Here is a 21950-nt window from a genome sequence, read left to right as displayed (position 1 = left end):
AATTCGGGGCGAAACTGACCTTTTGGGTTGCGAAAATGAAATGGGTTGTTGGTTGATAATTTCCTTTCTTCTGGGGAAAAATTTTTTAGTTTCTTTTAATTTTTTTAGTTTTTTAATGAAGTGTGCCTCGTTGGAGGAGGTTACTTTGTTCCTCGCAATGACGGTATTTTTTTTTATTTTTTTGATTCATTGATTTTATTGATTGTTATGTTGGATTTTTATTTAAGTTTGAGATTTCAAAAATAACTTTCTGCCAATCGGTGGGAGGAGCTCCTTTAAATTTTTTTTATAGTTGTTTGTTGATAATAACTTTTTGACAAGTAAGCAAATTAGTTATTTCAATTTTAGGGTAAAAATAGTATTTTTGTTAATAGTGAAATCTGTGTAGAAAATAATTAATATATGATTGCCAAACCTTTTCTAAAATAGTAAGCATAGCGTTATGAATCTTGAATTCAATTTAAAATTAGCAGAAGGTTATAAAAGCAATTCACAAATTGCGAGAGTTCTAACCGAAAGTTGGGTAAAAGAGAATTCATATTGTCCGAATTGTGGTCGGTTAGCATTAAATGAATTTGAAAATAATATGCCTGTAGCAGATTTTTATTGTTTAGAATGTAAAGAAGAATTTGAATTAAAAAGTAAAAACGGAAAGTTAAGTTCTATCATTAACGATGGTGCTTATGACAGTATGATTACAAGAATTACTTCGAATACCAATCCAAATTTTTTCTTTTTGACTTATGATAAAAATTTAGTCAATAATTTTTTAATTATTCCTAAACAATTTTTCACACCAGCTATTATCATCAAACGCAAACCACTAGCAGAAACTGCTAAACGAGCGGGTTGGGTTGGATGTACTATTGATATTTCTAAAGTTCCGGATAGCGGGAGGATTTTTTTAGTTGAAAATTCTATCGTAGTTGAAAAAGAAAAAGTGCATCGAAAATTAAAAAGTACTGATTTTTTAAAATCTAAAAGCTTAGAAAAAAGAGGATGGATATTAGATATTTTAAATTGTGTTGAAGAAATTAAAAAACAATCTTTTACTTTAGATGAATTATATGCTTTTGAAAATAATTTAAAAATTAAATACCCAAATAATAATCACATTAAGGACAAAATTCGGCAACAATTACAATTTTTAAGAGATAAAGGATTAATAGAGTTTAACGGAAGAGGAAATTATAAAAAAGTGACCTTATGAAAAAATATATATTCATCTCATCTGAAGGAGCAACCGAGGCTCCTAATAATTACTACGAAGTAAACAATCTGCAAGTAATTGGTATTGTAGAAGGTGTTGCTAATGAAGACGAAGCCTTAAAAAAATTGCTAGTAGAAAATGAATGGATATTCGATGCTGAATTTAATGTAGCCGCATTTATTTGTTATGAAATTGTATAATTAGAATAATCCCGTAGGGATAAAATGTTTTTAGCCGTGGGTTTCAACCCACGGAAATTAAATACCACGAAGAACATAATCCCGTAGGGATGATATAAAATGGCAAACACCTATACACAAATCTATATTCAATTTGTTTTTGCAGTAAAATACCGCGAAGGAATTATTCATGATTTATTTAAAGAAGAATTATACCAATATATAGGAGGTATCATTAAAAACAAAAACCATAAACTTCTAGCTATTAATGGTGTAAAAGACCATCTCCATCTATTTATAGGAATGAAACCAACACAATCTATTTCTGAATTAATGCAAGACATTAAAGGAAGTTCGTCAAAATGGATTAATGATAAGAATTTTTTAAAAGTAAAATTTGAATGGCAAGAAGGTTATGGTGCGTTTTCCTATTCAAAATCTCATGTTGATGCTGTGATAAAATATATCGGTAATCAAGAGCAACATCATAAAACCAAATCTTTTCATGAGGAATATTTAGGTTTTTTGAAAGCATTTGAGATTGAATATGATAAACGTTACGTATTTAAAGAACCAATCTAATATCATCCCTAACGGGATTATGTTCTTCGTTATGGTTATTTAACCGTGGGTTGAAACCCACGGCTACCAATATGTCATCCCTACGGGATTATTTCAACAATAAAAATCTGCCTTCTATCCCAGCACTCTTTAAAGCATCTGCATTTTCTTTTCCGTAAGCAATAAATACACTCGGTGCTCCTGGTGTTCCGGCTTGAACACCAGAAACATGATAAAACTTAATTCTACCTTTTACAAATAAAACTGCATCAGCATCATTCAAAATATGTTCAAAAAAACATTTGGTTTCTGTTCTCGCAAAAATTAAGGCAATGCCATTTCCATGATGCTTTAATTTTTCTAACCACAATTCCATACCTCTTCCGTAAGGTGGATTTAAATAAATGCGTCCCTTCCACTCTAATGTTAACCCATTATTTTCAATTGTATAATTTCTTTTGGCATGAACAAATGGTGGATTTATTGGACTACATGGGTCCAAATCAAAGACTCCTAATTTTCTTACTAAGTCTGGTGGGGTTAACCATTCTACTTTCGTATTTTCACTTCTTTCAAATGAGGTATTCATGGCTTATTATTTGTCACAAATATTAGATCAAAATTTTTAAAAAACAAATGTAATATGATCATTTTCAATTTATTACATACAATAAGTGTGATTTAAAAAAACAAGTCTTCAATGAAAATAGTCTAAGCCTCTCTTAAACAAAAGTATACTAATTTTAAGAACTTTAAAAAAGCACCGAATTACTATAATTATGAGTTGATGAAACAACTCAACGGCAATAAACAAATGAAAGACGTTTGGAAATTGCCAGCCATTGCCAAATGGGAAAAATCCTGTGGCAAACACCCAACACAAAAACCATTAGCCGTTTTAACTCGAATAATTTTAGCTTCAACAAAACCCAATGCTTGGATATTAGATCCTTTTGCGGGTAGTTCTACTACTGGCACCACAGCCAATCTTTTAGGTCGTCGCTATCTAGGTATCGATATGGAAACCGAATTTCTAGAAATCAGCAAAAACAGAAAACTAGAAATCCAAAACGAAACCATCGCCGAAACCTATCGCAAAAAAATAAACGGCTTCGAAACTAAAAAACAATTGGAGCTGTACTTAACGGAAGAGCCAAAAGCAAAAGAGAAAGTTGCTCTAGGTTACATAAGAAGTAAAGATTTAGCAAAATTAAAAACACAAAACACTTTTTATTTTCATTCAACAGATAAACAGAATAATTTTTTAGAATTTCCATATGATTTATATAATGCAGAGAAATTAGTTATTTATTCTGGAGGTCGCAAGAAGGCATTTCATCTAACGACTTATTTTGGGAATATTAAATCTATAAAACATAAACATAAATCTAAGATTAAAGGAAAAGAAGATTCTAAAACTGACTATTATTTTGAAGTGAAATTAAAAGATAATTTTTCAGAAGACATTTCCATTGAAAACAACACCAACATAAAAAAATGGATGAAAGAATATAGTGATGAATATAAACTAAAATCTTTAAATTATCTTCCTGTTTTGACTTTTACGGAGAACGTTTTTTAACAAAAAACCCTGCCCCCCAAAATCTTCTATCATAGCACAATATGTCTCTGACTTCAGAGGAAAATAATTAAGGAGATTGCTTCGTGCCTCGCAAAGACAATGCGGATGCCTCGCAATGATAAACAGAACGATTAACGATTTTTAATTTTTTTGGAATAGATAAATGCATAAATGCATCTTAGTACTAGTGACAAAAAAAGCAAAAAAAAAGAGAAGTGCTACGCAGTACTTCTCTTTTTAAGTATATTTTGTGTTTGATTATTCTCTCACAATTTTGGCACCAATGGCTCGTAAACGTTCGTCGATGTTTTCATAGCCTCTGTCAATTTGTTCGATGTTTTGGATGATGCTGGTTCCTTTTGCAGATAATGCCGCAATTAATAAGGAGATTCCGGCACGGATATCTGGTGATGACATGACTGTTGCTTTTAATTCTGATTGGAAGTTATGTCCGATGACTACGGCACGATGCGGGTCACAAAGAATTATTTTTGCTCCCATGTCAATCAATTTATCAACGAAAAACAAACGGCTTTCAAACATTTTTTGGTGAATGAGTACTTCGCCTTTTGCTTGGGTGGCGACCACTAAAACAATACTCAATAAATCGGGTGTAAATCCAGGCCACGGAGCATCGGCTACTGTTAGTATCGAACCATCGATGTCTTTCTTTACTTCATATCCGTCTTTGTGTTCTGGAATAAAAATATCATCGCCTCTTCGTTCCAAAGTGATTCCTAACTTTCTAAAAACACTTGGAATCACTCCCAGGTTTTCCCAACTTACATTTTTAATGGTAATTTCACTTCGAGTCATCGCTGCTAAACCAATCCAACTACCAATTTCAACCATGTCTGGTAAAATGCGGTGGGTGCATCCGCCTAAGGTTTCAACACCTTCAATAGTCAATAAATTAGAGCCTACTCCAGTGATTTTTGCTCCCATAGAATTGAGCATTTTACAGAGTTGTTGCAAATACGGTTCACATGCCGCATTATAAATGGTCGTGATACCTTCTGCCAAAACAGCGGCCATTACAATGTTGGCAGTTCCAGTAACCGATGCTTCATCCAAAAGCATATAAGCACCTTTTAATCTTCCTTCATTTTCAACCCCATAAAAATGGTCTTCACGATTGTATCTAAACTTGGCTCCTAGATTCATAAATCCCTCAAAATGGGTATCTAATCGACGTCTTCCAATTTTATCGCCGCCTGGTTTTGGAATATATCCTTTTCCGAAACGAGCAAGTAAAGGTCCAACAATCATAATAGAGCCTCGCAAAGAACCGCCTTCTTTTTTAAACGCTTCGGTTTCGAGATAAGCAACATTGACTTCATCTGCCTGAAACGTAATGGAACCGGTGCCGTTTTGTTGAATTTTAACGCCTAAATTACCTAATAATTTAATTAATTTATTGACATCAATGATATCGGGAATATTGTTTATGGTTACTTTTTCTGCGGTAAGTAAAACGGTACATAATATTTGTAACGCTTCGTTTTTTGCTCCTTGTGGATGAATAGCTCCTTTGAGACGATGTCCGCCTTCTATCTTAAATGTTCCCATAATTGAATTCCGCGATTATTATTGTTGTTTTTTAAACGGTTTCGATTTTTGTAATTGAATTTTACTTTTCTTTTGAATTAAATTTTTCTGATTCAAAGGGATGTTTTTATTCGAAATTTTCTTGTTCGTTCGCATTAAATCAGAAGTGTTTAGTAATTCTTCTGATGAATTATGTAAATCTATTTTACCATTGGATAATTCAAAAAGATGATTAAAAATAGCTTTATCATCCACCGTATCTTTATTCCAACTTAAATAGGATTTTTTCATGTGGTTCGCAATAACTTTAACTAACGCACTTTTTAAATCACCTTCTTCCCAGCTATTAGCCACATCTATCATGTATTTAATATTGTTGCCGTAATAGCGGTATTTTGGATTTTTTTGAGGATAATCCAACCGTTCTGGCTTTAAATTAATGACTTCTCGCGTTGGAATGGGATACGGACTATCTACCTCTAATTCAAAATTAGACATGATAAAAAGTTGATCCCATAATTTATGCTGAAAATCGAGCACATCTCGCAAATGCGGATTTAAACTCCCCATCACTTTAATAATATAGCGAGCCGCTTTGTTTCGCTCCTCTCTATCTTCAATTTGTGTGGCTTGATTAATCAATTTTTGCAAATGACGCCCATATTCAGGAATCATTAAATGCGGCCGTTCGGCATTATATTCTAATTCATGCACAATAGCATGTGCTTGTTCATTATTCGTCATTTGATTATTTTTAAAGCGAAATGATTCCGTCAATAGTTGAAACTTCAAGGTATTTTTCGACTATCTGTTCTGGATTTTTCATTCGAACGTTGACAGAAATACTCGTAAACTTTCCAGTTTTAGACTGCTGCGTATTGATTACAGCACCCATATTATTAAACGCATTTTCAACAGCTATTATTTTAACTGCATCGGTTGGCACAATAAATTTATAAAGGTAAATTGAAGGCCAATCGGAAGTTTTGCGTAATTCTTCTTTTAATCGTTCATAAAATTCTTCCGTATTCTTATCCATTTGCAATTTATTATACGCAAATATACAGTATTGATTTTAGATTTTATAAAATTGAAATTAATTTTAAAATAACTTTAATCTTTCACTATCCATGATTTAAAAAAAGTAAATAGGCTCTAAATGAACTCCTTTCTAATTTGAATCACTTATAAAAGCTAAAAAAAACTATAAAGTTTGCTTTCAACCTATCAAAATGGCTAAATTTACCGCTTTATTTAATTTTTGGTGAGCAAAAACATTATCGTCATAACGGGAGGTCCTGGAACCGGAAAAACCACAATCATCGATGGATTGATTGAGCAAGGCTACACGTGTTTTTCAGAAATATCACGAGACATCATTAATGAAGCTCGAAAAAAAGGTATCGAACAACTCTTTTTAGAAAAGCCTTTACTTTTTAGCGAATTGCTTTTAGAAGGTAGAAAAAAACAATTTTTAGACGCCAGTACCATCAATGAACCTATCATTTTTTTAGACCGAGGCATTCCAGACATTTTAGCGTATATGCACTATATTGGCGATAGTTATCCTGCCTTTTTTGATGAAAACTGTAAACAAAATCGCTATACCAAAGTTTTTTTGTTACCTCCATGGGAAAGCATTTATGTAAGTGATAAAGACCGGTATGAAAACTTTGAACAAGCCAAACTAATCTATACCCACCTAAAAGAAACCTATGAAAATTATGGCTATGACTTAATTGAAGTGCCACAAGGTGATTTAAATAGCAGAATTCTTTTTATCTTAGAGGCCATAGCACAGTAATTTATGGTTAAAGCCGAAGAAATTTTAAAAAAATATTGGGGTTTTGATACCTTTCGCACCCCACAATTAGAAATTATCACCGCTGTTTTAGACGGCCATGATACGCTTGCTTTATTGCCAACCGGTGGCGGAAAATCACTGTGTTTCCAAGTTCCGGCTATGCTAAACGATGGAATTTGTTTAGTAATTTCGCCACTTATTGCTTTAATGAAAGATCAAGTGGACAATTTAAAAAAACGCGATATTAAAGCAATTGCCTTAACAGGAGGCATCTCTAGCGATGAAGTTATTACTCTATTAGACAACTGTTTATATGGGAATTACAAATTCTTATACCTTTCGCCAGAGCGATTACAACAAGATTGGGTGATTGAAAAAATTAAAAACCTTCCCATTAATCTAATTGCCGTTGATGAAGCACATTGTGTTTCGCAATGGGGTCATGATTTTCGACCTGCTTATTTAAAAATTCAAGTTTTAAAGACTTTTTTTCCAAAAGTGCCTTTTTTGGCCTTAACGGCATCGGCAACAGAACAGGTTAAAAAAGATTTAATAGTCCAATTGCAATTAGAAAATCCGCTTCTTTTTCAAAAATCATTTGCAAGAGAAAACATTGCCTATTTGGTAATTCAAGCAGAAGATAAATTGTTTAAGATGGAACAACTCTTAAAAAAAAATCCAGCACCAGCCATCATCTATGTTCGAAATCGAAAAGCGTGTTATGAAATTTCGAATCAATTAATACGTTTAGGAATTAAGGCTACTTTTTATCATGGCGGACTTACGCGTAAAGAAAAAACGAAGCACATGGAAAACTGGATGGACGAGAAATCGCTTGTGATGGTAGCTACCAATGCTTTTGGGATGGGAATTGATAAAGCCAATGTAAAAACAGTCATTCACTATCAGTTACCTGAAAACTTAGAAAATTATTACCAAGAAGCGGGAAGAGCAGGCAGAAATGGTGCTCCAGCTCAGGCAGTTTTATTCGTTGGTCCTTCTGATGTAAAATCGGTTCAAACCCAATTTTTAGCCAATTTACCAGATAAGGAGTTTTTGAAACTAGTTTATATTAAATTGTGTACGTATTTACAGATTGCTTATGGCGAAGGAATGACGCAACAATTTGCTTTTAATCTCAACCATTTTTGTGCTCAATACCATTTTCCGGTACTCAAAGCGTATATGGCTTTACAGTTTTTAGACCAACAAGGAATTATTCGGTTTGCTCAAGAGTTTTCTGAAAAAATGCAGCTGCAATTTGTGTTAGAGAGCAAAGAAGTCATTCGGTTCATCAGTTTAAATCCAGCGGATGAAGAAATAATTTTAGCTTTTTTACGCACTTATTCAGGCATTTATGATTCGCCAACTGCGGTCAACCTCTCTTTAATTGCCCGAAAAAGTCAGGTAGAAGAATCAAAAATAGAAGAAACACTTTCGCGGTTAAAAGAAAAAGGAATTGTCGATTATATAGCCAAACACAACGATGCTTTGCTGACCTTTAATGAAATTAGAGAAGATGACCGAACGATAAATCGAGTCGTAAAATATTTAGAAACTCAAAATGAGTTAAAAAAACAAAAATTGCAAGAAGTTATTCGCTATGTCAATAACACCGATCAATGCAAAAGCAGACTCATTCTACGTTATTTTGGCGAAGAAAATACATCCAATTGCGGAATATGTTCCTACTGTATACAGGTAAAAATTTCACAAAAACCAAACCAATCAATCGCTTTTTTAGTATTGGAATTACTTGGAGAAAAACCATATAGTTCTCGAGAACTTTTAAAAAACTTAGCCTTTTCTGAAGGCTTACTGATTGAAACCTTAAAAGAATTATTGGAGGATGAAAAAATAAAGATTTTACCTTCTAATCAATATACCTTAGTTTAAAATGGAAAAATTACGAATTGTATTCATGGGAACACCCTATTTTGCGGTGGGAATTTTAGATAGCCTACTGAATCAGCACTATAACGTAGTTGGCGTTGTTACGGCGGCAGACAAACCCGCTGGTAGAGGTCAGAAAATCAATTTTTCGGCTGTCAAAACCTATGCCTTAGAAAAAGGATTGACTATTCTTCAACCCACAAATTTAAAAGACGAATCTTTTATACAGGAGTTAAAAAACTTAGAAGCCAATTGTCAGGTGGTTGTTGCGTTTAGAATGTTACCCGCAGTGGTTTGGCAAATGCCTAAATTAGGAACGTTTAATTTACATGCCTCGTTATTGCCACAATACCGTGGTGCTGCACCGATTAATTGGGCAATTATTAATGGAGAAGAAAAAACAGGCGTCACAACCTTTTTTATTGATGATAAAATAGATACCGGAGCCCTTATTTTGGCGAAAGAAACCCCAATTGAACCTACAGAAAATGCGGGTCAACTGCACGACCGCTTGATGAAATTAGGCAGCGAAGCAGTTCTGGAAACCTTACAATTAATAGAAACAGGAACGGTATCCACAACAATACAAATGGAAAATACAGCCTTAAAAACGGCATCAAAACTCCATCGTGAGAATTGTAAAATTGACTGGACAAAATCAGGCGAAGAAATTCATAATTTAATTCGTGGATTAAGTCCGTATCCAGCCGCTTGGTGTATCATTCATCAAGAAGAACAAGAGTGGAATGTAAAAATTTATGAAAGCGTTTTTCATCCAGAAATACATTCGATGAACATTGGCTGTATTTTGGCTACTAAAAAAGAAATAAAAGTGGCAGTAAAAAATGGTTTTATAGAAATTAAAAATATCCAAATGCCAGGAAAGAAAAGATTGACTGCAGCAGAATTACTAAACGGAATGACATTTTTACCTTCTGCAATGGCCTTGTAAGCATTGCTATGACTGAAATCATTAAAAAAATCGATGAACAACACCGCTTTATCAACAATAAAGACTAAGTTATTAACAAAATTTACGAAAAACAACGAAAACACTTGTGCAATAAGGAATTCCTTTTAAATTTGTTATTATTAACAATAAGTATAACCAACAATTAATAACTATTATTATGAACAAATCAGAATTAATCGATGCTATCGCTGCAGATGCAGGAATTACTAAAGCAGCTGCAAAATTAGCTTTAGAATCATTTTTAGGTAACGTAGGAGCTACTTTGAAAAAAGGTGGAAGAGTTTCTTTAGTAGGTTTCGGATCATGGTCAGTTTCTAACAGAGCTGCTAGAGATGGAAGAAATCCACAAACTGGAAAAACCATCAAAATTGCTGCTAAGAATGTTGTTAAATTCAAAGCGGGTGCTGAATTAGAAGGTACAGTTAACTAGTCTACTCCAGTTAATATAAAGAAAAGTCTTCCATAATGGAAGACTTTTTTTTTATATTTTGTTAAAAAAATTAGGTTTATTGAAAAAAAAATTACTAATTTTAATAAAAATAAGAGAATTAATGATTTCAGAAAAATTGAAAAAAGGCAATTTACTCATTGCAGAACCCTCTATTTTGGGCGATTTATCTTTCAATCGTTCTGTTGTTTTATTGGCAGATCATAATTCGAGTGGTTCTGTGGGTTTTATTTTAAATAAACCACTACAATACACCGTTAATGATTTGGTACCAGAAGTAGAGGCCAACTTCACCATCTATAATGGTGGTCCGGTGGAGCAAGATAACCTTTATTTTATTCACAATATTCCAGATTTAATTCCGGATAGTGTGGAGATATCTAATGGTATTTTTTGGGGCGGCGATTTTGAAAAAACTAGAGATTTAATTAATAACGGAACCATCACAAAAGATAATATTCGTTTTTTCTTAGGATATACCGGTTGGGATGCCAATCAATTAGAATCAGAAATGAATTCTAATGCTTGGATTTTAATTGAAAACAATTATAAAAAATCGATTTTAAAGAAATCTTCTATTGATTTTTGGAAAGAGCAAATCTTAGAATTAGGAGGTGAATATTTAATTTGGTCTAATGCTCCGGAAAATCCAACGTTAAATTAAACCAAGTTTTCTTTATGATTAAGCTCTTGTAACAATTGCTTTGCAAGTGTCGATTCAAACGACTTTTTCCGATACTTAGTTATAGGTTGAATTCCCACTATGACATTGGTAATAAATAATTCATCTGCTTTTTGAAGACTAAAAGGAGAAATCACTTCTTCTACTACTTCTATATTTTCCATTTTTTGAGCAATTTCCAAAATTTGTTTACGCATGACTCCGTTTAAACAACCTTCAGACAGAGGTGGCGTTGATAACCGATTGCCAATCAGCATAAATAGATTGCCGTTAAGTGCTTCAACAATATTTTTATCTTCATTTAATAAAAGGCAGTTTTGATATCCATTTTCATCAGCAAAAATGCTTCCTACTGTTTGAATTAACCTATTCGTAGATTTTAGGGTGGAGAGCAACTGTTTAGTGACATGAAAATCTTTAAACAATTCTACTTCATAAGGCTCATTTGAAAAAATATAGCTTTTAGTTTCTTTAGGTTGAACCGTCATTAAAAAAGAAACACTCCTTGTTTTGGGTAAATAAAAGCCGCCCTCGTTTCGATAAACCGTAATTCGGATGCGACAAGAATCGGCACAACCATTACTCGCTGCTACTTGTAGAAACTGTTTTTCTAAATACTCTAGTGTAAAGTTCATCGGGATTTGCATTCTAATAATCCGCATAGAAGCCATGAGTCGAAAATAATGATCTTCCATAAAAAGCACCTTGTCATTCACCATCTTAACGGTTTCAAAAACGGCATCGCCATACAAAAAAGCACGATTTTGAGCTAAACTAGAATCGTTTGCAACTAAAGTTCCATTTAAATTTATCATAAAAAAAGCCCTGATTTTACAGGGCAAATATACATTTATTCTAACAATTAGACAGAACCAATAACATGTTTCAAATCAGCAATTTGATTTTTCCAAAGTTGTTTTGATTCTTCTACTTCATCTTCAAAAGCAAAATCGGTCACTATTAAAGAAACGTCTTTGGTAATTTCATCTTCAGAGATTTTCAACTCAAAAAAGTAATCTGTTTCTTTATCGTCTTCATCAATCCATTTGAATTTAATGCGTTCATTTGTTTTTTTCGAGGCCAAACGGGCTTTCTCTTCGGTATCGTCCCAAATAAAAGTAAACCACTCGCCTCTTGAATTAACATTGTCGGCAAACCACTCTGACAAGCCCGAAGGAGTTGAAATATATTGATATAAAAGTTGGGGTGATGAGTTCACAGCAAATTCTATTTCGTATCGTATTTTGGTATCCATAAACAAATTTTGCGGCAATATATCGAATAATAAGACAAAAAAAAAGAGATTAGATAAATAAAAATAATTTCTCATTTTATGTTTGCAAGATTGTTGTTTATTTCTATATTTGCACCCGCATTGCGGCAGATGTAATGCGAAACTTGGCGAGATAGCTCAGTAGGTTAGAGCGTTGGATTCATAACCCAAAGGTCCCGAGTTCAAATCTCGGTCTCGCTACAGTGATAATGCTTTGAAAGTAAACGGATTAAGGTTCTTAATCCGTTTTTTTTATGGCCTCTATTTTACTACTTTTACAAACAGTACACCAAAACGTACACGATTTTAAGATGAAATCTGATTATTAGAAACAGTTATCTTTTAAATCATTTTCTACATAAAAAATCTTTAATAGCAGCTTAATTAGATTTACGTTTTCCACAAAGGCACGATTTTTTAGCTGCTAATTCACAGATTACATTTTTTAACCGTTAATTACTCCGTCAGTTCTACTTTAAGACTCGCGTCACAAATAAAAAAATCCGCGAGCATCTTCTAAATCCATTAAATCCGTGTTACATCCGACAATAATTATAAAATCCGTGAGAATCAAATTAATCCATTAAATCCGTGTTCCATCCGACTATAATTATAAAATCCGCGAACATCAAATTAATCCATTAAATCCGTGTTCCATCCGACAATAATTATAAAAATCCGCGAGCATCTTCTAAATCCATTAAATCCGTGTTACATCCGACAATAATTATAAAATCCGCGAACATCAAATTAATCCATTAATTCCGTGTTCCATCCAACATTAATTATAAAAATCCGCGAGAATCAAATTAATCCATTAAATCCGTGTTCCATCCGACAATAATTAATAAAAATCCGTGTTCCATCATTCCTCTTTTACACACCACAAATTACTTCATCAGTTCGTCTTTCAGACTCGGGACGCAAATTAATTATTTTACCGCTAATTCGTAAATGAAAAAATTAATTATCAAAAATATTTGTAAGTATTTTATTCTTATTTTATAAGTTTTTATGCATTTTGTCGATTTTATCATTCACTTTATCGATATTTTGAAATTGATTCTTACTTTTGGTGAGTCAAAAATTAATACAGAAAAAAGAATAGTAACCCTTGCTAAGTATGAAAATAATACGCTACTTAAATCAAAAGAAAATAATCCTTACAATACTTGTAATGGTTTTTGTTCAGTTGTCATATAGTCAAACTGCTTCACAAACATTTAATACCTCATCAACTTTTACCATCCCAACTGGTGTTACACAACTTACTGTAAATGCATGGGGCGGTGGTGGAAGAGGTGGCTCAAGAGTTTCAAGTAACGGAACAACAGGCGGCGGCGGCGGCGGAGCTTTTGCAAGTGGAACGATAAACGTAATACCAGGAAAAACATATACTATAACCGTGGGTTCTGGCAGTAACACTAATAGCATTGACGGTGGTGATTCTTGGTTTGACAATGAAACTGTAATTTTTGCAAAAGGAGGAAATACCGTTGCAAACAATTCAACCACTGGAGCATTGGGCGGAAGTGCAAGCGATTGTATCGGAACCATTCGTCGTTCTGGCGGAAATGGGGCTAATGGAGCCTCATCTTATGGTGGTGGCGGTGGGTCATCAGCTTCAGATGTTGCTAATGGTAATAATGCCACAAACCGATATGGAGCCACAATTGCAAATGGTGGAAATGGTGGCAACGGAAGAAACTCATCAAGCGGAAACGGAAGTAGTGCTTCTAGTCCAGGCGGTGGCGGTGGCGGTGCATTACGTACGAGCTCTGGATCTTCATTAGGTGGAAATGGTGGAAGCGGAAGAATTGAATTAATTTATGCCGCTCCAGCTGAAATCACTGTAGTCGGAAATGGAAATTCAATTGCAGATGGCGACACGACTCCATCCACGAGCGATTGGACAGATTACGGAACCACTTCATTAGGTTTAGCAGTTACAAGAACCTATACCATTCAAAACACAGGATTTGCTACGTTATATTTAAGTAATTTTTCTTTATCAGGTTCAGATTTCTTCCTTACAAGTAGTTTTCCTACGAGTATTGCAGGTGGAACTTCATCTACGTTTAATGTGTCGTTTATGCCAAGTACTACTGGGACAAAAACAGCCACCCTATCTTTTATAAATAGTGATTCAGATGAAAGCAACTTTAATTTTACTATTCGTGGAATAGGGTCTACAGCAGGAACACAAATCATCAATGTAACTGGTAATGACTTTATCATTCCGCAAGGAAGTTCAACAACCATAACGACTAACAATACTAATTTTGGAGCAACGAATTTGAGTACTACGGTCACACGGACCTTCAAAATAAAAAATACCGGGGGAAGTAATCTAACCTTAACGGGAACTCCAAAGGTACAGATTTCTGGGACACATGCATCTGAATTTATCGTAACAGTACAACCCAACACAACGGTTGCGGCTGGAACAACAACAACTTTTCAAATAACCTTTACGCCTACTTCTACCGGGTCAAAGTTTGCCAATGTAAGTATTGCGAGTAATCACGCGGCTTTAAGTCCGTATACATTCCGAATTAGTGGTGTTTCTATTCAAGCATTTTATGATACCGATGGCGATGGCATATTCAATAATGCAGATGCAGATGACGATAATGACGGTATTCCCGATACGGTAGAACAATCAAACGCCAGTGTTTCGTCTTTATCAAAAAACGTACAAGTAACCTTATTAAATGAAACATTTGGCAGTGGCTCTAGTAGAGAACAAATTAATTTTAATGTGCCTACTGCTTCTACAACATATTGTTATGAAGATGGGTTGAACGTGATGAATGAATTTGAATGTGATACCAATAGTGACTTAAATGACGGACAATATACAGTTTCTAATACCGCACAAATTGCCTCTTGGGCTTCTCAATATTGGTATACTGGTCCAGACCATACCGCAGATACGAATGGCAGAATGGCCTTATTTAATGCTGAAACGGATATTACCGATGAATTTTACAGAACCATCATTCATGGTGTGACTGCCAATGCTCCTCTAACCTATAGTTTTTGGGTAATTAACTTAGACCGCTCTAATGCACCCGGAATTGGTTCAAGAAACAGACCGAATATTACAGTTGAATTTAGAGATTTGAATAATAACTTATTAACGTCTTTAAATACAGGTGATATTGCTCCAACCAATCATTTAAATCCAACAGGCGATTGGTATAATTTTAGTGCGTCTTTTACACCTACTTCCAGTAGTATTTCAGTTATTTTTAGAAATAATCAACCCGGAGGCTTAGGAAACGATTTAGGATTAGACGATATTTTAATTAAACAAATCTTAAAAGACAGAGACGGTGATGGTATTGCCGATGTGTATGATTTAGATTCAGACAATGATGGTATTGGTGGAATCGTAGAAGATGGATGGGGACATTTAAGCAATGGAAAAGACACCATGAGTCTTACTGCCTCTTGGGTAGATGCAAATGGCAATGGTTGGCATGATGCTGCCGAAGCGGCTTATGCAGCTTCTGGTAACAAAGCTTTAGATTTTGATGGCGATTTAGTGCCTAACTATTTAGACTTAGATAGTGATAACGATACTCGTTTTGATGTTGATGAAGCTAGTCTTTTTAATGGCGATGGCGATATAAATGGCGATGGTTTAGGCGATGGTGGAGACAGTGATAACGACGGAATTTTAGATATTTTTGATAACTATGTTGGTTTCGGAAACTCGGGAAAATCACTGCCACAAAACACCTTGGGCTCGGGCAATCCTGATTATCTTAAATTAATTTCTTTGTCTACTGGAGTATATGATATTGCAACAACCTTGTATGCCAATTTAGATGCAAACAATGACGGGATTATTGATGAAACAGCCGATTTGGACAAAGACGGAATTCGTGATAATTTTGATACAAACAATAACCGAATTGGTTCACCACGTGATTTAAACAGAAAATTATTTTTAGAGTTTGATGGACGAAATGATTATGCGGAAGCCGCACCTGTTTTGGGTGGACTTTCCAATGCTACCTTAATGGCATGGGTAAATCTAGCACCCGGATTTAACTCTACAGGAGTTGTAGTAGGACAAAATAATTTCCATTTAAGAATAACAAGCTCCAGAGCAATTACGGCTAGTTGTAATGGCACAAGCATCGGCTATAGTGATATTGACCCGATAAGTTCTTCGCAATGGTTTCATGTTGCAATGACCTATGATGGGATAAATTTGAAACTGTTCATTAACGGAAAACAGATGGCTAATATCAATAAAACAGGAGCTATAAATACAGACACAACACCGCTTACCATCGGAAAACGACCTGGAAGCAATACCCAATATTTTAAAGGAAAAATTGATGAAGTGCGTCTGTTTAACGTTGCTTTAACAGCAAATCAACTGCGACGAATGGTTTACCAAGAAATTCAAAACAATAACGGAGAAGTTCGAGGTGCAATCATTCCTAAAAATATTGGTAATCTTCCTTTTGCAAACCTATTGCGTTATTACCGAATGGATACGTATAAAGATGACATCATCGATGATATAACTACACCAAGCATCGATGTGTCAACAGGTATGAAAATGTATAACCATAAAAATATTTATGCCCAACAAGCTCCAATGCCGTTTATTACGGAAAGAGTGGGCGATTTTGCTACAGCAGTCGATAGTCCATCCAATGAAGTACGAGGCCTTGATGTAACGGAGAATGACTATGCTATTATTCGTGTAAAACACGACATTAACGAAACTGCAAACCATACCAATATCGGAATGTTTGTAGACAATGGTGTGACTGTAATGATGAATAACGACACCAAATTACAAAATGATTGGTATGTAAAATTAGATGGAAAAATTGATTTAACAGACCGTTCTCAGTTTATTCAAACCTCAGAAAGTGATTTAGAACCAACCAGTTTGGGCTCTTTAGAACGTGATCAACAAGGACAGAGCAATAAATTTAATTACAATTATTGGTCATCCCCGGTAAGTTCAATCAATAATAGCACCATCAACCATGGTTTTACCGTGGCAGGAGTTATGAAAGACGGAGCAACTCCAACTAATCCTAGAAATATAAATTGGGTAACGGGCATCAATAACCCGTTAACTAGCAACCCTATTACCTTAAGCAGCTACTGGATTTTTAAATTCCAAGATTTAACCCCTATATATGCCAATTGGGCTAGTGTTGGACAAAATGGGCTGTTACAAGCAGGTCAAGGGTATACCATGAAAGGAAGTGGAGCAACCGCCACCTCTACTCAAAACTATGTTTTTGTGGGTAAACCAAATAACGGATTGATTACTTCAAACGTTTCTGCCACCAACTTAAATTTATCAGGAAATCCTTATCCATCAGCTTTAGATTCCCAAAAATTTATTCAAGATAATATAGGTGTGATGAATGGAACTTTATATTTCTGGGAACATTTCTCAACCAACAACACCCATACCTTGGCGGGTTACCAAGGGGGTTATGCGGCTCGAACCATGGTGGGAGGAACTGCTCCAGTTTCACCAGCTGGAATTAGTGGCTTAGGAACAAGTACTCGAATTCCAGGTCGCTTTATTCCGGTAGGACAAGGCTTTTTTGTAACTGGAAATGCCATTGGGGGAACAATTAAATTTGACAACAGCCAACGATTGTTTGTAAAAGAAGATCACACTAGTTCAAATGTATTATTCCGAAATACAACACCAACAACACAAAACGCAAGCAATATCGAAGATTATTTTGAAGAAGATTTATTTATGAAAATTCGTATCGGATTCAATTCCTACGATCATTTTCACAGACAATTACTAATCGGATTCATGGACGACTTAGCCACAGAAGAAATCGACCCAGGCTATGATGCTATTCATATTGATAATCAACAAAATGATATGTATTTTTTACATAATCAAACCAAATTGACTATTCAAGGGGCTGCTGCTTTTGAAACAACTAAAACCTATCCAATAGGCGTAAAAACCTTTGCGGCAGGCGAAGTGCAATTCACACTCGACGGAACAGAAAACGTAGAAACAGCACAACCTATCTATATTCATGATATGGAAACTGGTTTATATCACGATATTCGGGAAGGGCATTTTTCGGTGAATTTACCGCAAGGAGAAATCCACAATCGGTTTGAACTAACTTTTCAAAACGGAACTTTAACTGCTCCTGATTATGAATTGCAAAATCAAATTGGAATAGCTCATACGCTTAACAATAACCTACTTACAATAAAAAATACCACCTCAGACACTACTGTAGAAACAGTAAGTCTATATACGATCCTGGGTCAGACCCTTGCGACTTGGAATGTTGAAAACCAAACCCAAAACAACATTAATTTACCAATGAGCAACGTCGGTTCTGGCACCTATATTGTTCGCGTGCAAACGTCACGTGGAACAATTAGCAAAAAAATCATTATTAAATAGGGTTTTGATAATTGATTTTTGACACCGCAAAAGCCCCTCACACGTTGAGGGGCTTTTCATTTTTATTCGCTACGGTTTTAATTGATTATTTTGTTAGCTCATACGCTTGTTCTGCCATTTCAAGTTCTTCATTCGTAGGGATAACTAAAATAGGCACACGGGAATCTAAAGTACCCACATTTCTAATTTCTTTACTTCGAATGGCATTAATAGCGGAGTCGATTGTAATTCCGAAAAAATCTAATTCTTGACAAATTAATTCCCGCATAAAACCACTATTCTCTCCTATTCCTGCAGTAAAAACCAAAGCATCCAATCCGTTTAAAACGGCCACATAAGAACCAATGACTTTCTTTACCCGATAGGCATTCATGTCTAAAGCTAATTGACACATTTTATTGCCTAAAAGGGCTTGCTCTTCAATTTCACGCAAATCTGAAAAACCTGTCAAGCCTTTCATTCCACTCTCTTTTTGGAGCAATTCTTGTACTTCTTTGGAAGAATACCCTAAATTATCCATCATATAAAAAATGATAGCCTGATCGATATCGCCACTACGAGTGCCCATAATCAACCCATTTATCGGACCATAACCCATAGAATGATCTATACTTTTACCATCTTTTACTGCAGTCATGCTGCAACCATTTCCTAAATGGATAGTGATGATTTTAGAACTTTTTAAACCCAAATGAGAAATCGCTTGTTGCGATACATATTTGTGACTCGTTCCATGAAATCCATACTGTCTTATTTTTTCTAATTCATAAAACCGAGCTGGAATGGCATACCGATATGCTTTTTCTGGAATAGTTTGATGAAATGCCGTATCAAAAATAGCAATTTGATTCGAGTGAGGAAAAACCAATTCTGAAACCTCAATACAGGCTAAATTGGCAGGATTATGAAGCGGAGCCAAGGCACTCAATTCGCTAATTTTAGCTTTAACTTCTTTTGTGATAAAAGTCGTACTCGAAAACTGTTCTCCACCATGAACTACCCGATGAGCAACGGTATCGATGGTTCTTCCTAAATCTTGAATGATTGTGGCAATGGCCAATAGGGCTTCTTTGTGATTGATAAAAGAAACCAATTCACTTTTTTTTACACCTTGTCGTTCATAATGAAATTGGGTTTGGTCTAACCCAATACGTTCTACTATTCCGCTTAGAAAAACAGCTCCCGAAGACATTTCTAACACTTGAAATTTTAACGAAGAACTTCCGGCATTGATAACTAATACATTCATTTTGATATTATATTTCTTGGGCTTGTATAGCCGTAATAATTATGGTATTATAAACATCCTCCACCGTACAACCGCGACTTAAATCATTCACGGGTTTATTGAGTCCTTGCAACATAGGACCAATAGCAATGGCTCCCGTTTCTCTTTGCACCGCTTTATAGGTGTTATTCCCTGTATTCAAATCAGGAAAAATGAGCACACTCGCTTGTCCTGCCACTAAGGAATCAGGCATTTTGCTTTTTCCAACCGTTTTATCAACGGCCGCATCATATTGAATAGGTCCTTCTATTTGTAAATCAGGTCGTAACGTTTTTACTAATTGAGTCGCTTCTCGAACACGCTCAACATCTTGCCCTGTTCCAGAACTTCCTGAAGAATAAGACAACATCGCAATTTTAGGTTCAATACCAAACGCCAAACTACTTTCTGCAGAAGAAATGGCAATTTGTGCCAATTCAGCTGCTGTGGGATTTGGATTAATCGCACAGTCACCAAAAACAGCAATGCGATCTTCCAAAAGCATAAAAAAGACAGAAGAAACTACCGAAATTCCTTTTTTAGTTTTGATGATTTGTAAAGCAGGTCGAATGGTATGTTGCGTTGTATGAATGGCTCCCGAAACCATGCCATCGGCTAATCCTTTGTAAACCATCATCGTGGCAAAATAGGAAACATCACACATTAAATCTTTGGCAATATCAAGGTTGACATTTTTATGCTTTCGCAATTCATAAAATGTTTCTACAAAATCTTCATAATAGGCTGATTGAATCGGATCAATAATCGTGATTTTATCTAAAGGAAGTAAAATCCCCGCTTGTAAAATGGCTTTTTCAATGTTCGCCCGAACGCCCAATAAGGTAATATCCACTACCTCAGCCGCCACTAAACGAGCAGTAGCCTCTAAAATTCTTGGGTCTTCCGATTCTGGCAAAACAATATGTTTCTTGCTACTTTTGGCTTTTCGAAGTAAGTTATACTGAAACATTTTTGGTGTGATTCCTTTCGAAATAAAATTAGTCACTTGCTGAATCAACACATCAGCATCAATATATTGATGAAATGTTTCTAAAGATAATTGTATTTTGAGATGATCACTGGGACGAATTTTACAATTAATTCTTCCAATTTTATTGGCTGCTTTAAAAGTGTTTTCTTGAACGCTAATAATAGGAATAATATGATCCAATCCTTCAATCAATCGCATGATAGAAGGCTCTGGTTGTAACCCGCCAGTTAAAATGATTCCCACCATTTTGGGATAATGAATTGATTTATCCGCCTGCAAAACGCCTAAGATAATATCGGCCCGATCACCCGGTGTAATCACTAAATTATTTTGTCCAATATGCATTAAATAATTGGGCAATTGCATCGCTCCTACACTAAAACTACCCACAAATCCATCGAGTAAATGCTCGCCAAAAAGGACTTTTCCATTCAACGCATCAGCAACTTCTCGTACACTTGGCTGACTTAATAATTCATTAACAGGAATGGCAAATTTTTGCACTTCTTTTCCCGCAAATTTTTCAATTCCAGCCAATATTTCAGCACGGTTTTCTTCTTTAATTTTATTGGTGACAATCGCCATGACGCTGACTTCTTTTTCTAAAAAAGAGTTGTAAGCCAACTCTAAATTCTGAATTAAATCTGCAATCAAATTTTCACCGGAAGCATTAATTAAAACTGGCAAACCAAGGTTTTTAGCAATTTGTAAATTGATTTCAAATTCAAAAACCGACACCTCATCTTCAAAATCACTTCCTTCTACTAATACAAAATCATACGCTTCTTCTAACCGTTTATAATCCTTGACAATTTTTTCGATGACTTCGCCTTTTTTACCCAAATTGACCAGCTGAATCATTTGCTGTTTCGTATAGGAATAGGCCGAAGAATAGGTTTCTTTAAAATCAAATGTTTGCAAAATTAATTGCAAATGATTATCCACTTTTGATTTTTTCCCTTCGTTAATAATCGGTCGGTAATAAGCTACTTTGGCCATTCTACTTAAAAGTCCATCCATTAAACCCAAACTGATGAGCGATTTTCCACTTCGGGGTTCAATGGTGGCAATATATAATCCTTTATTCATGTCTTTTTAGG

17 protein-coding genes, 1 tRNA gene and 1 pseudogene are annotated in these 21950 nt (G+C 34.9%); 11 read left to right on the top strand and 8 right to left on the bottom strand.

Going from position 1 to position 21950, the window contains the following annotated elements:
• Positions 1 to 442 precede the first annotated feature (442 nt).
• The 3 genes from PHR76_RS09185 (at position 443) to tnpA (ending at position 1971) form a co-directional block, all read left to right on the top strand.
• Positions 443 to 1210 (top strand): DpnI domain-containing protein, encoded by a 768-nt coding sequence (locus PHR76_RS09185; protein WP_300061361.1) that lies wholly within the window; start codon positions 443 to 445, stop codon positions 1208 to 1210.
• The gene (locus tag PHR76_RS09180) at positions 1207 to 1410 is read left to right on the top strand and encodes a hypothetical protein (protein ID WP_300061358.1); all 204 of its coding nucleotides are present in this window, start codon (positions 1207 to 1209) and stop codon (positions 1408 to 1410) included. Before PHR76_RS09185 ends, PHR76_RS09180 begins: the two co-directional genes overlap by 4 nt.
• Before the next feature lie 99 nt (positions 1411 to 1509).
• Entirely contained in the window at positions 1510 to 1971 is a 462-nt protein-coding gene (tnpA, locus tag PHR76_RS09175) for an IS200/IS605 family transposase (protein WP_300061355.1), read from the top strand.
• An 88-nt stretch (positions 1972 to 2059) separates the two neighbouring features.
• Here tnpA and PHR76_RS09170 read toward each other — a convergent pair whose 3' ends face one another.
• Entirely contained in the window at positions 2060 to 2539 is a 480-nt protein-coding gene (locus tag PHR76_RS09170) for a DNA N-6-adenine-methyltransferase (RefSeq protein ID WP_300061352.1), read from the bottom strand.
• Between the two features lie 156 nt (positions 2540 to 2695).
• Between PHR76_RS09170 and PHR76_RS09165 the strand changes: the two are divergent.
• Positions 2696 to 3055: pseudogene (locus tag PHR76_RS09165) on the top strand (site-specific DNA-methyltransferase); the annotation flags it as partial.
• 735 nt (positions 3056 to 3790) lie between these two features.
• Here PHR76_RS09165 and murA read toward each other — a convergent pair.
• From murA to PHR76_RS09150, 3 genes are read right to left on the bottom strand one after another with little or no spacing between them, the layout of a single operon-like run.
• On the bottom strand, positions 3791 to 5101 hold the full coding sequence (gene murA, locus PHR76_RS09160) for a UDP-N-acetylglucosamine 1-carboxyvinyltransferase (protein WP_300061349.1): 1311 nt from the start codon (positions 5099 to 5101) through the stop codon (positions 3791 to 3793).
• A gap of 18 nt (positions 5102 to 5119) precedes the next feature.
• Positions 5120 to 5824: a DUF4290 domain-containing protein gene (locus PHR76_RS09155; RefSeq protein ID WP_300061346.1), complete on the bottom strand. Its 705-nt coding sequence runs from the start codon at positions 5822 to 5824 to the stop codon at positions 5120 to 5122.
• A 10-nt stretch (positions 5825 to 5834) separates the two neighbouring features.
• Positions 5835 to 6119 carry a DUF493 family protein gene (locus PHR76_RS09150; protein WP_300061342.1) on the bottom strand — a complete coding sequence of 95 codons (285 nt, stop codon included), beginning with the start codon at positions 6117 to 6119 and terminating at the stop codon, positions 5835 to 5837.
• 225 nt (positions 6120 to 6344) lie between these two features.
• Between PHR76_RS09150 and PHR76_RS09145 the strand changes: the two genes are divergently transcribed.
• From PHR76_RS09145 to PHR76_RS09125, 5 genes are all read left to right on the top strand, one after another.
• Positions 6345 to 6884 carry an ATP-binding protein gene (locus PHR76_RS09145; RefSeq protein ID WP_300061339.1) on the top strand — a complete coding sequence of 180 codons (540 nt, stop codon included), beginning with the start codon at positions 6345 to 6347 and terminating at the stop codon, positions 6882 to 6884.
• Positions 6885 to 6887: 3 nt separating this feature from the next.
• Positions 6888 to 8780 carry an ATP-dependent DNA helicase RecQ gene (locus PHR76_RS09140; protein WP_300061336.1) on the top strand — a complete coding sequence of 631 codons (1893 nt, stop codon included), beginning with the start codon at positions 6888 to 6890 and terminating at the stop codon, positions 8778 to 8780.
• A 1-nt stretch (position 8781) separates the two neighbouring features.
• The gene (gene fmt, locus PHR76_RS09135; protein ID WP_300061334.1) at positions 8782 to 9729 is read left to right on the top strand and encodes a methionyl-tRNA formyltransferase; all 948 of its coding nucleotides are present in this window, start codon (positions 8782 to 8784) and stop codon (positions 9727 to 9729) included.
• A gap of 178 nt (positions 9730 to 9907) precedes the next feature.
• Positions 9908 to 10180, top strand: a complete 273-nt coding sequence (locus tag PHR76_RS09130; protein WP_300061330.1) for an HU family DNA-binding protein — start codon at positions 9908 to 9910, stop codon at positions 10178 to 10180.
• A 121-nt stretch (positions 10181 to 10301) separates the two neighbouring features.
• Positions 10302 to 10862 carry a YqgE/AlgH family protein gene (locus PHR76_RS09125; protein WP_300061327.1) on the top strand — a complete coding sequence of 187 codons (561 nt, stop codon included), beginning with the start codon at positions 10302 to 10304 and terminating at the stop codon, positions 10860 to 10862.
• Here the strand turns inward: PHR76_RS09125 and PHR76_RS09120 are convergent.
• Together PHR76_RS09120 and PHR76_RS09115 are read right to left on the bottom strand one after the other, a co-directional pair.
• Positions 10859 to 11695 (bottom strand): aminotransferase class IV, encoded by an 837-nt coding sequence (locus PHR76_RS09120; RefSeq protein WP_300061324.1) that lies wholly within the window; start codon positions 11693 to 11695, stop codon positions 10859 to 10861. The genes PHR76_RS09125 and PHR76_RS09120 overlap by 4 nt on opposite strands.
• Before the next feature lie 47 nt (positions 11696 to 11742).
• The gene (locus PHR76_RS09115) at positions 11743 to 12135 is read right to left on the bottom strand and encodes an START-like domain-containing protein (RefSeq protein ID WP_300061321.1); all 393 of its coding nucleotides are present in this window, start codon (positions 12133 to 12135) and stop codon (positions 11743 to 11745) included.
• Between the two features lie 145 nt (positions 12136 to 12280).
• On the opposite strand from PHR76_RS09115, the gene PHR76_RS09110 reads away from it, so the two are divergent.
• Both PHR76_RS09110 and PHR76_RS09105 read left to right on the top strand, forming a co-directional pair.
• Positions 12281 to 12354: transfer RNA gene (locus PHR76_RS09110), tRNA-Met, on the top strand.
• Positions 12355 to 13276: 922 nt separating this feature from the next.
• Positions 13277 to 18592, top strand: coding sequence for a choice-of-anchor D domain-containing protein (locus PHR76_RS09105; RefSeq protein ID WP_300061318.1), 5316 nt, complete (start codon positions 13277 to 13279; stop codon positions 18590 to 18592).
• An 85-nt stretch (positions 18593 to 18677) separates the two neighbouring features.
• Here PHR76_RS09105 and PHR76_RS09100 read toward each other — a convergent pair whose 3' ends face one another.
• On the bottom strand, positions 18678 to 19841 hold the full coding sequence (locus PHR76_RS09100; protein ID WP_300061315.1) for an acetate kinase: 1164 nt from the start codon (positions 19839 to 19841) through the stop codon (positions 18678 to 18680).
• A 7-nt stretch (positions 19842 to 19848) separates the two neighbouring features.
• A complete protein-coding gene (pta, locus tag PHR76_RS09095; RefSeq protein WP_300061312.1) occupies positions 19849 to 21939 on the bottom strand; it encodes a phosphate acetyltransferase in 2091 nt (696 codons plus the stop codon).
• Between the last annotated feature and the right edge of the window lie 11 nt (positions 21940 to 21950).

The sequence above is a fragment of the Flavobacterium sp. genome (assembly GCF_028689845.1).
Classification (GTDB): domain Bacteria; phylum Bacteroidota; class Bacteroidia; order Flavobacteriales; family Flavobacteriaceae; genus Flavobacterium.
The sequence above is the reverse complement of the archived record's forward strand: the minus strand, read 5'-3'. Positions and strand labels throughout refer to the sequence as shown.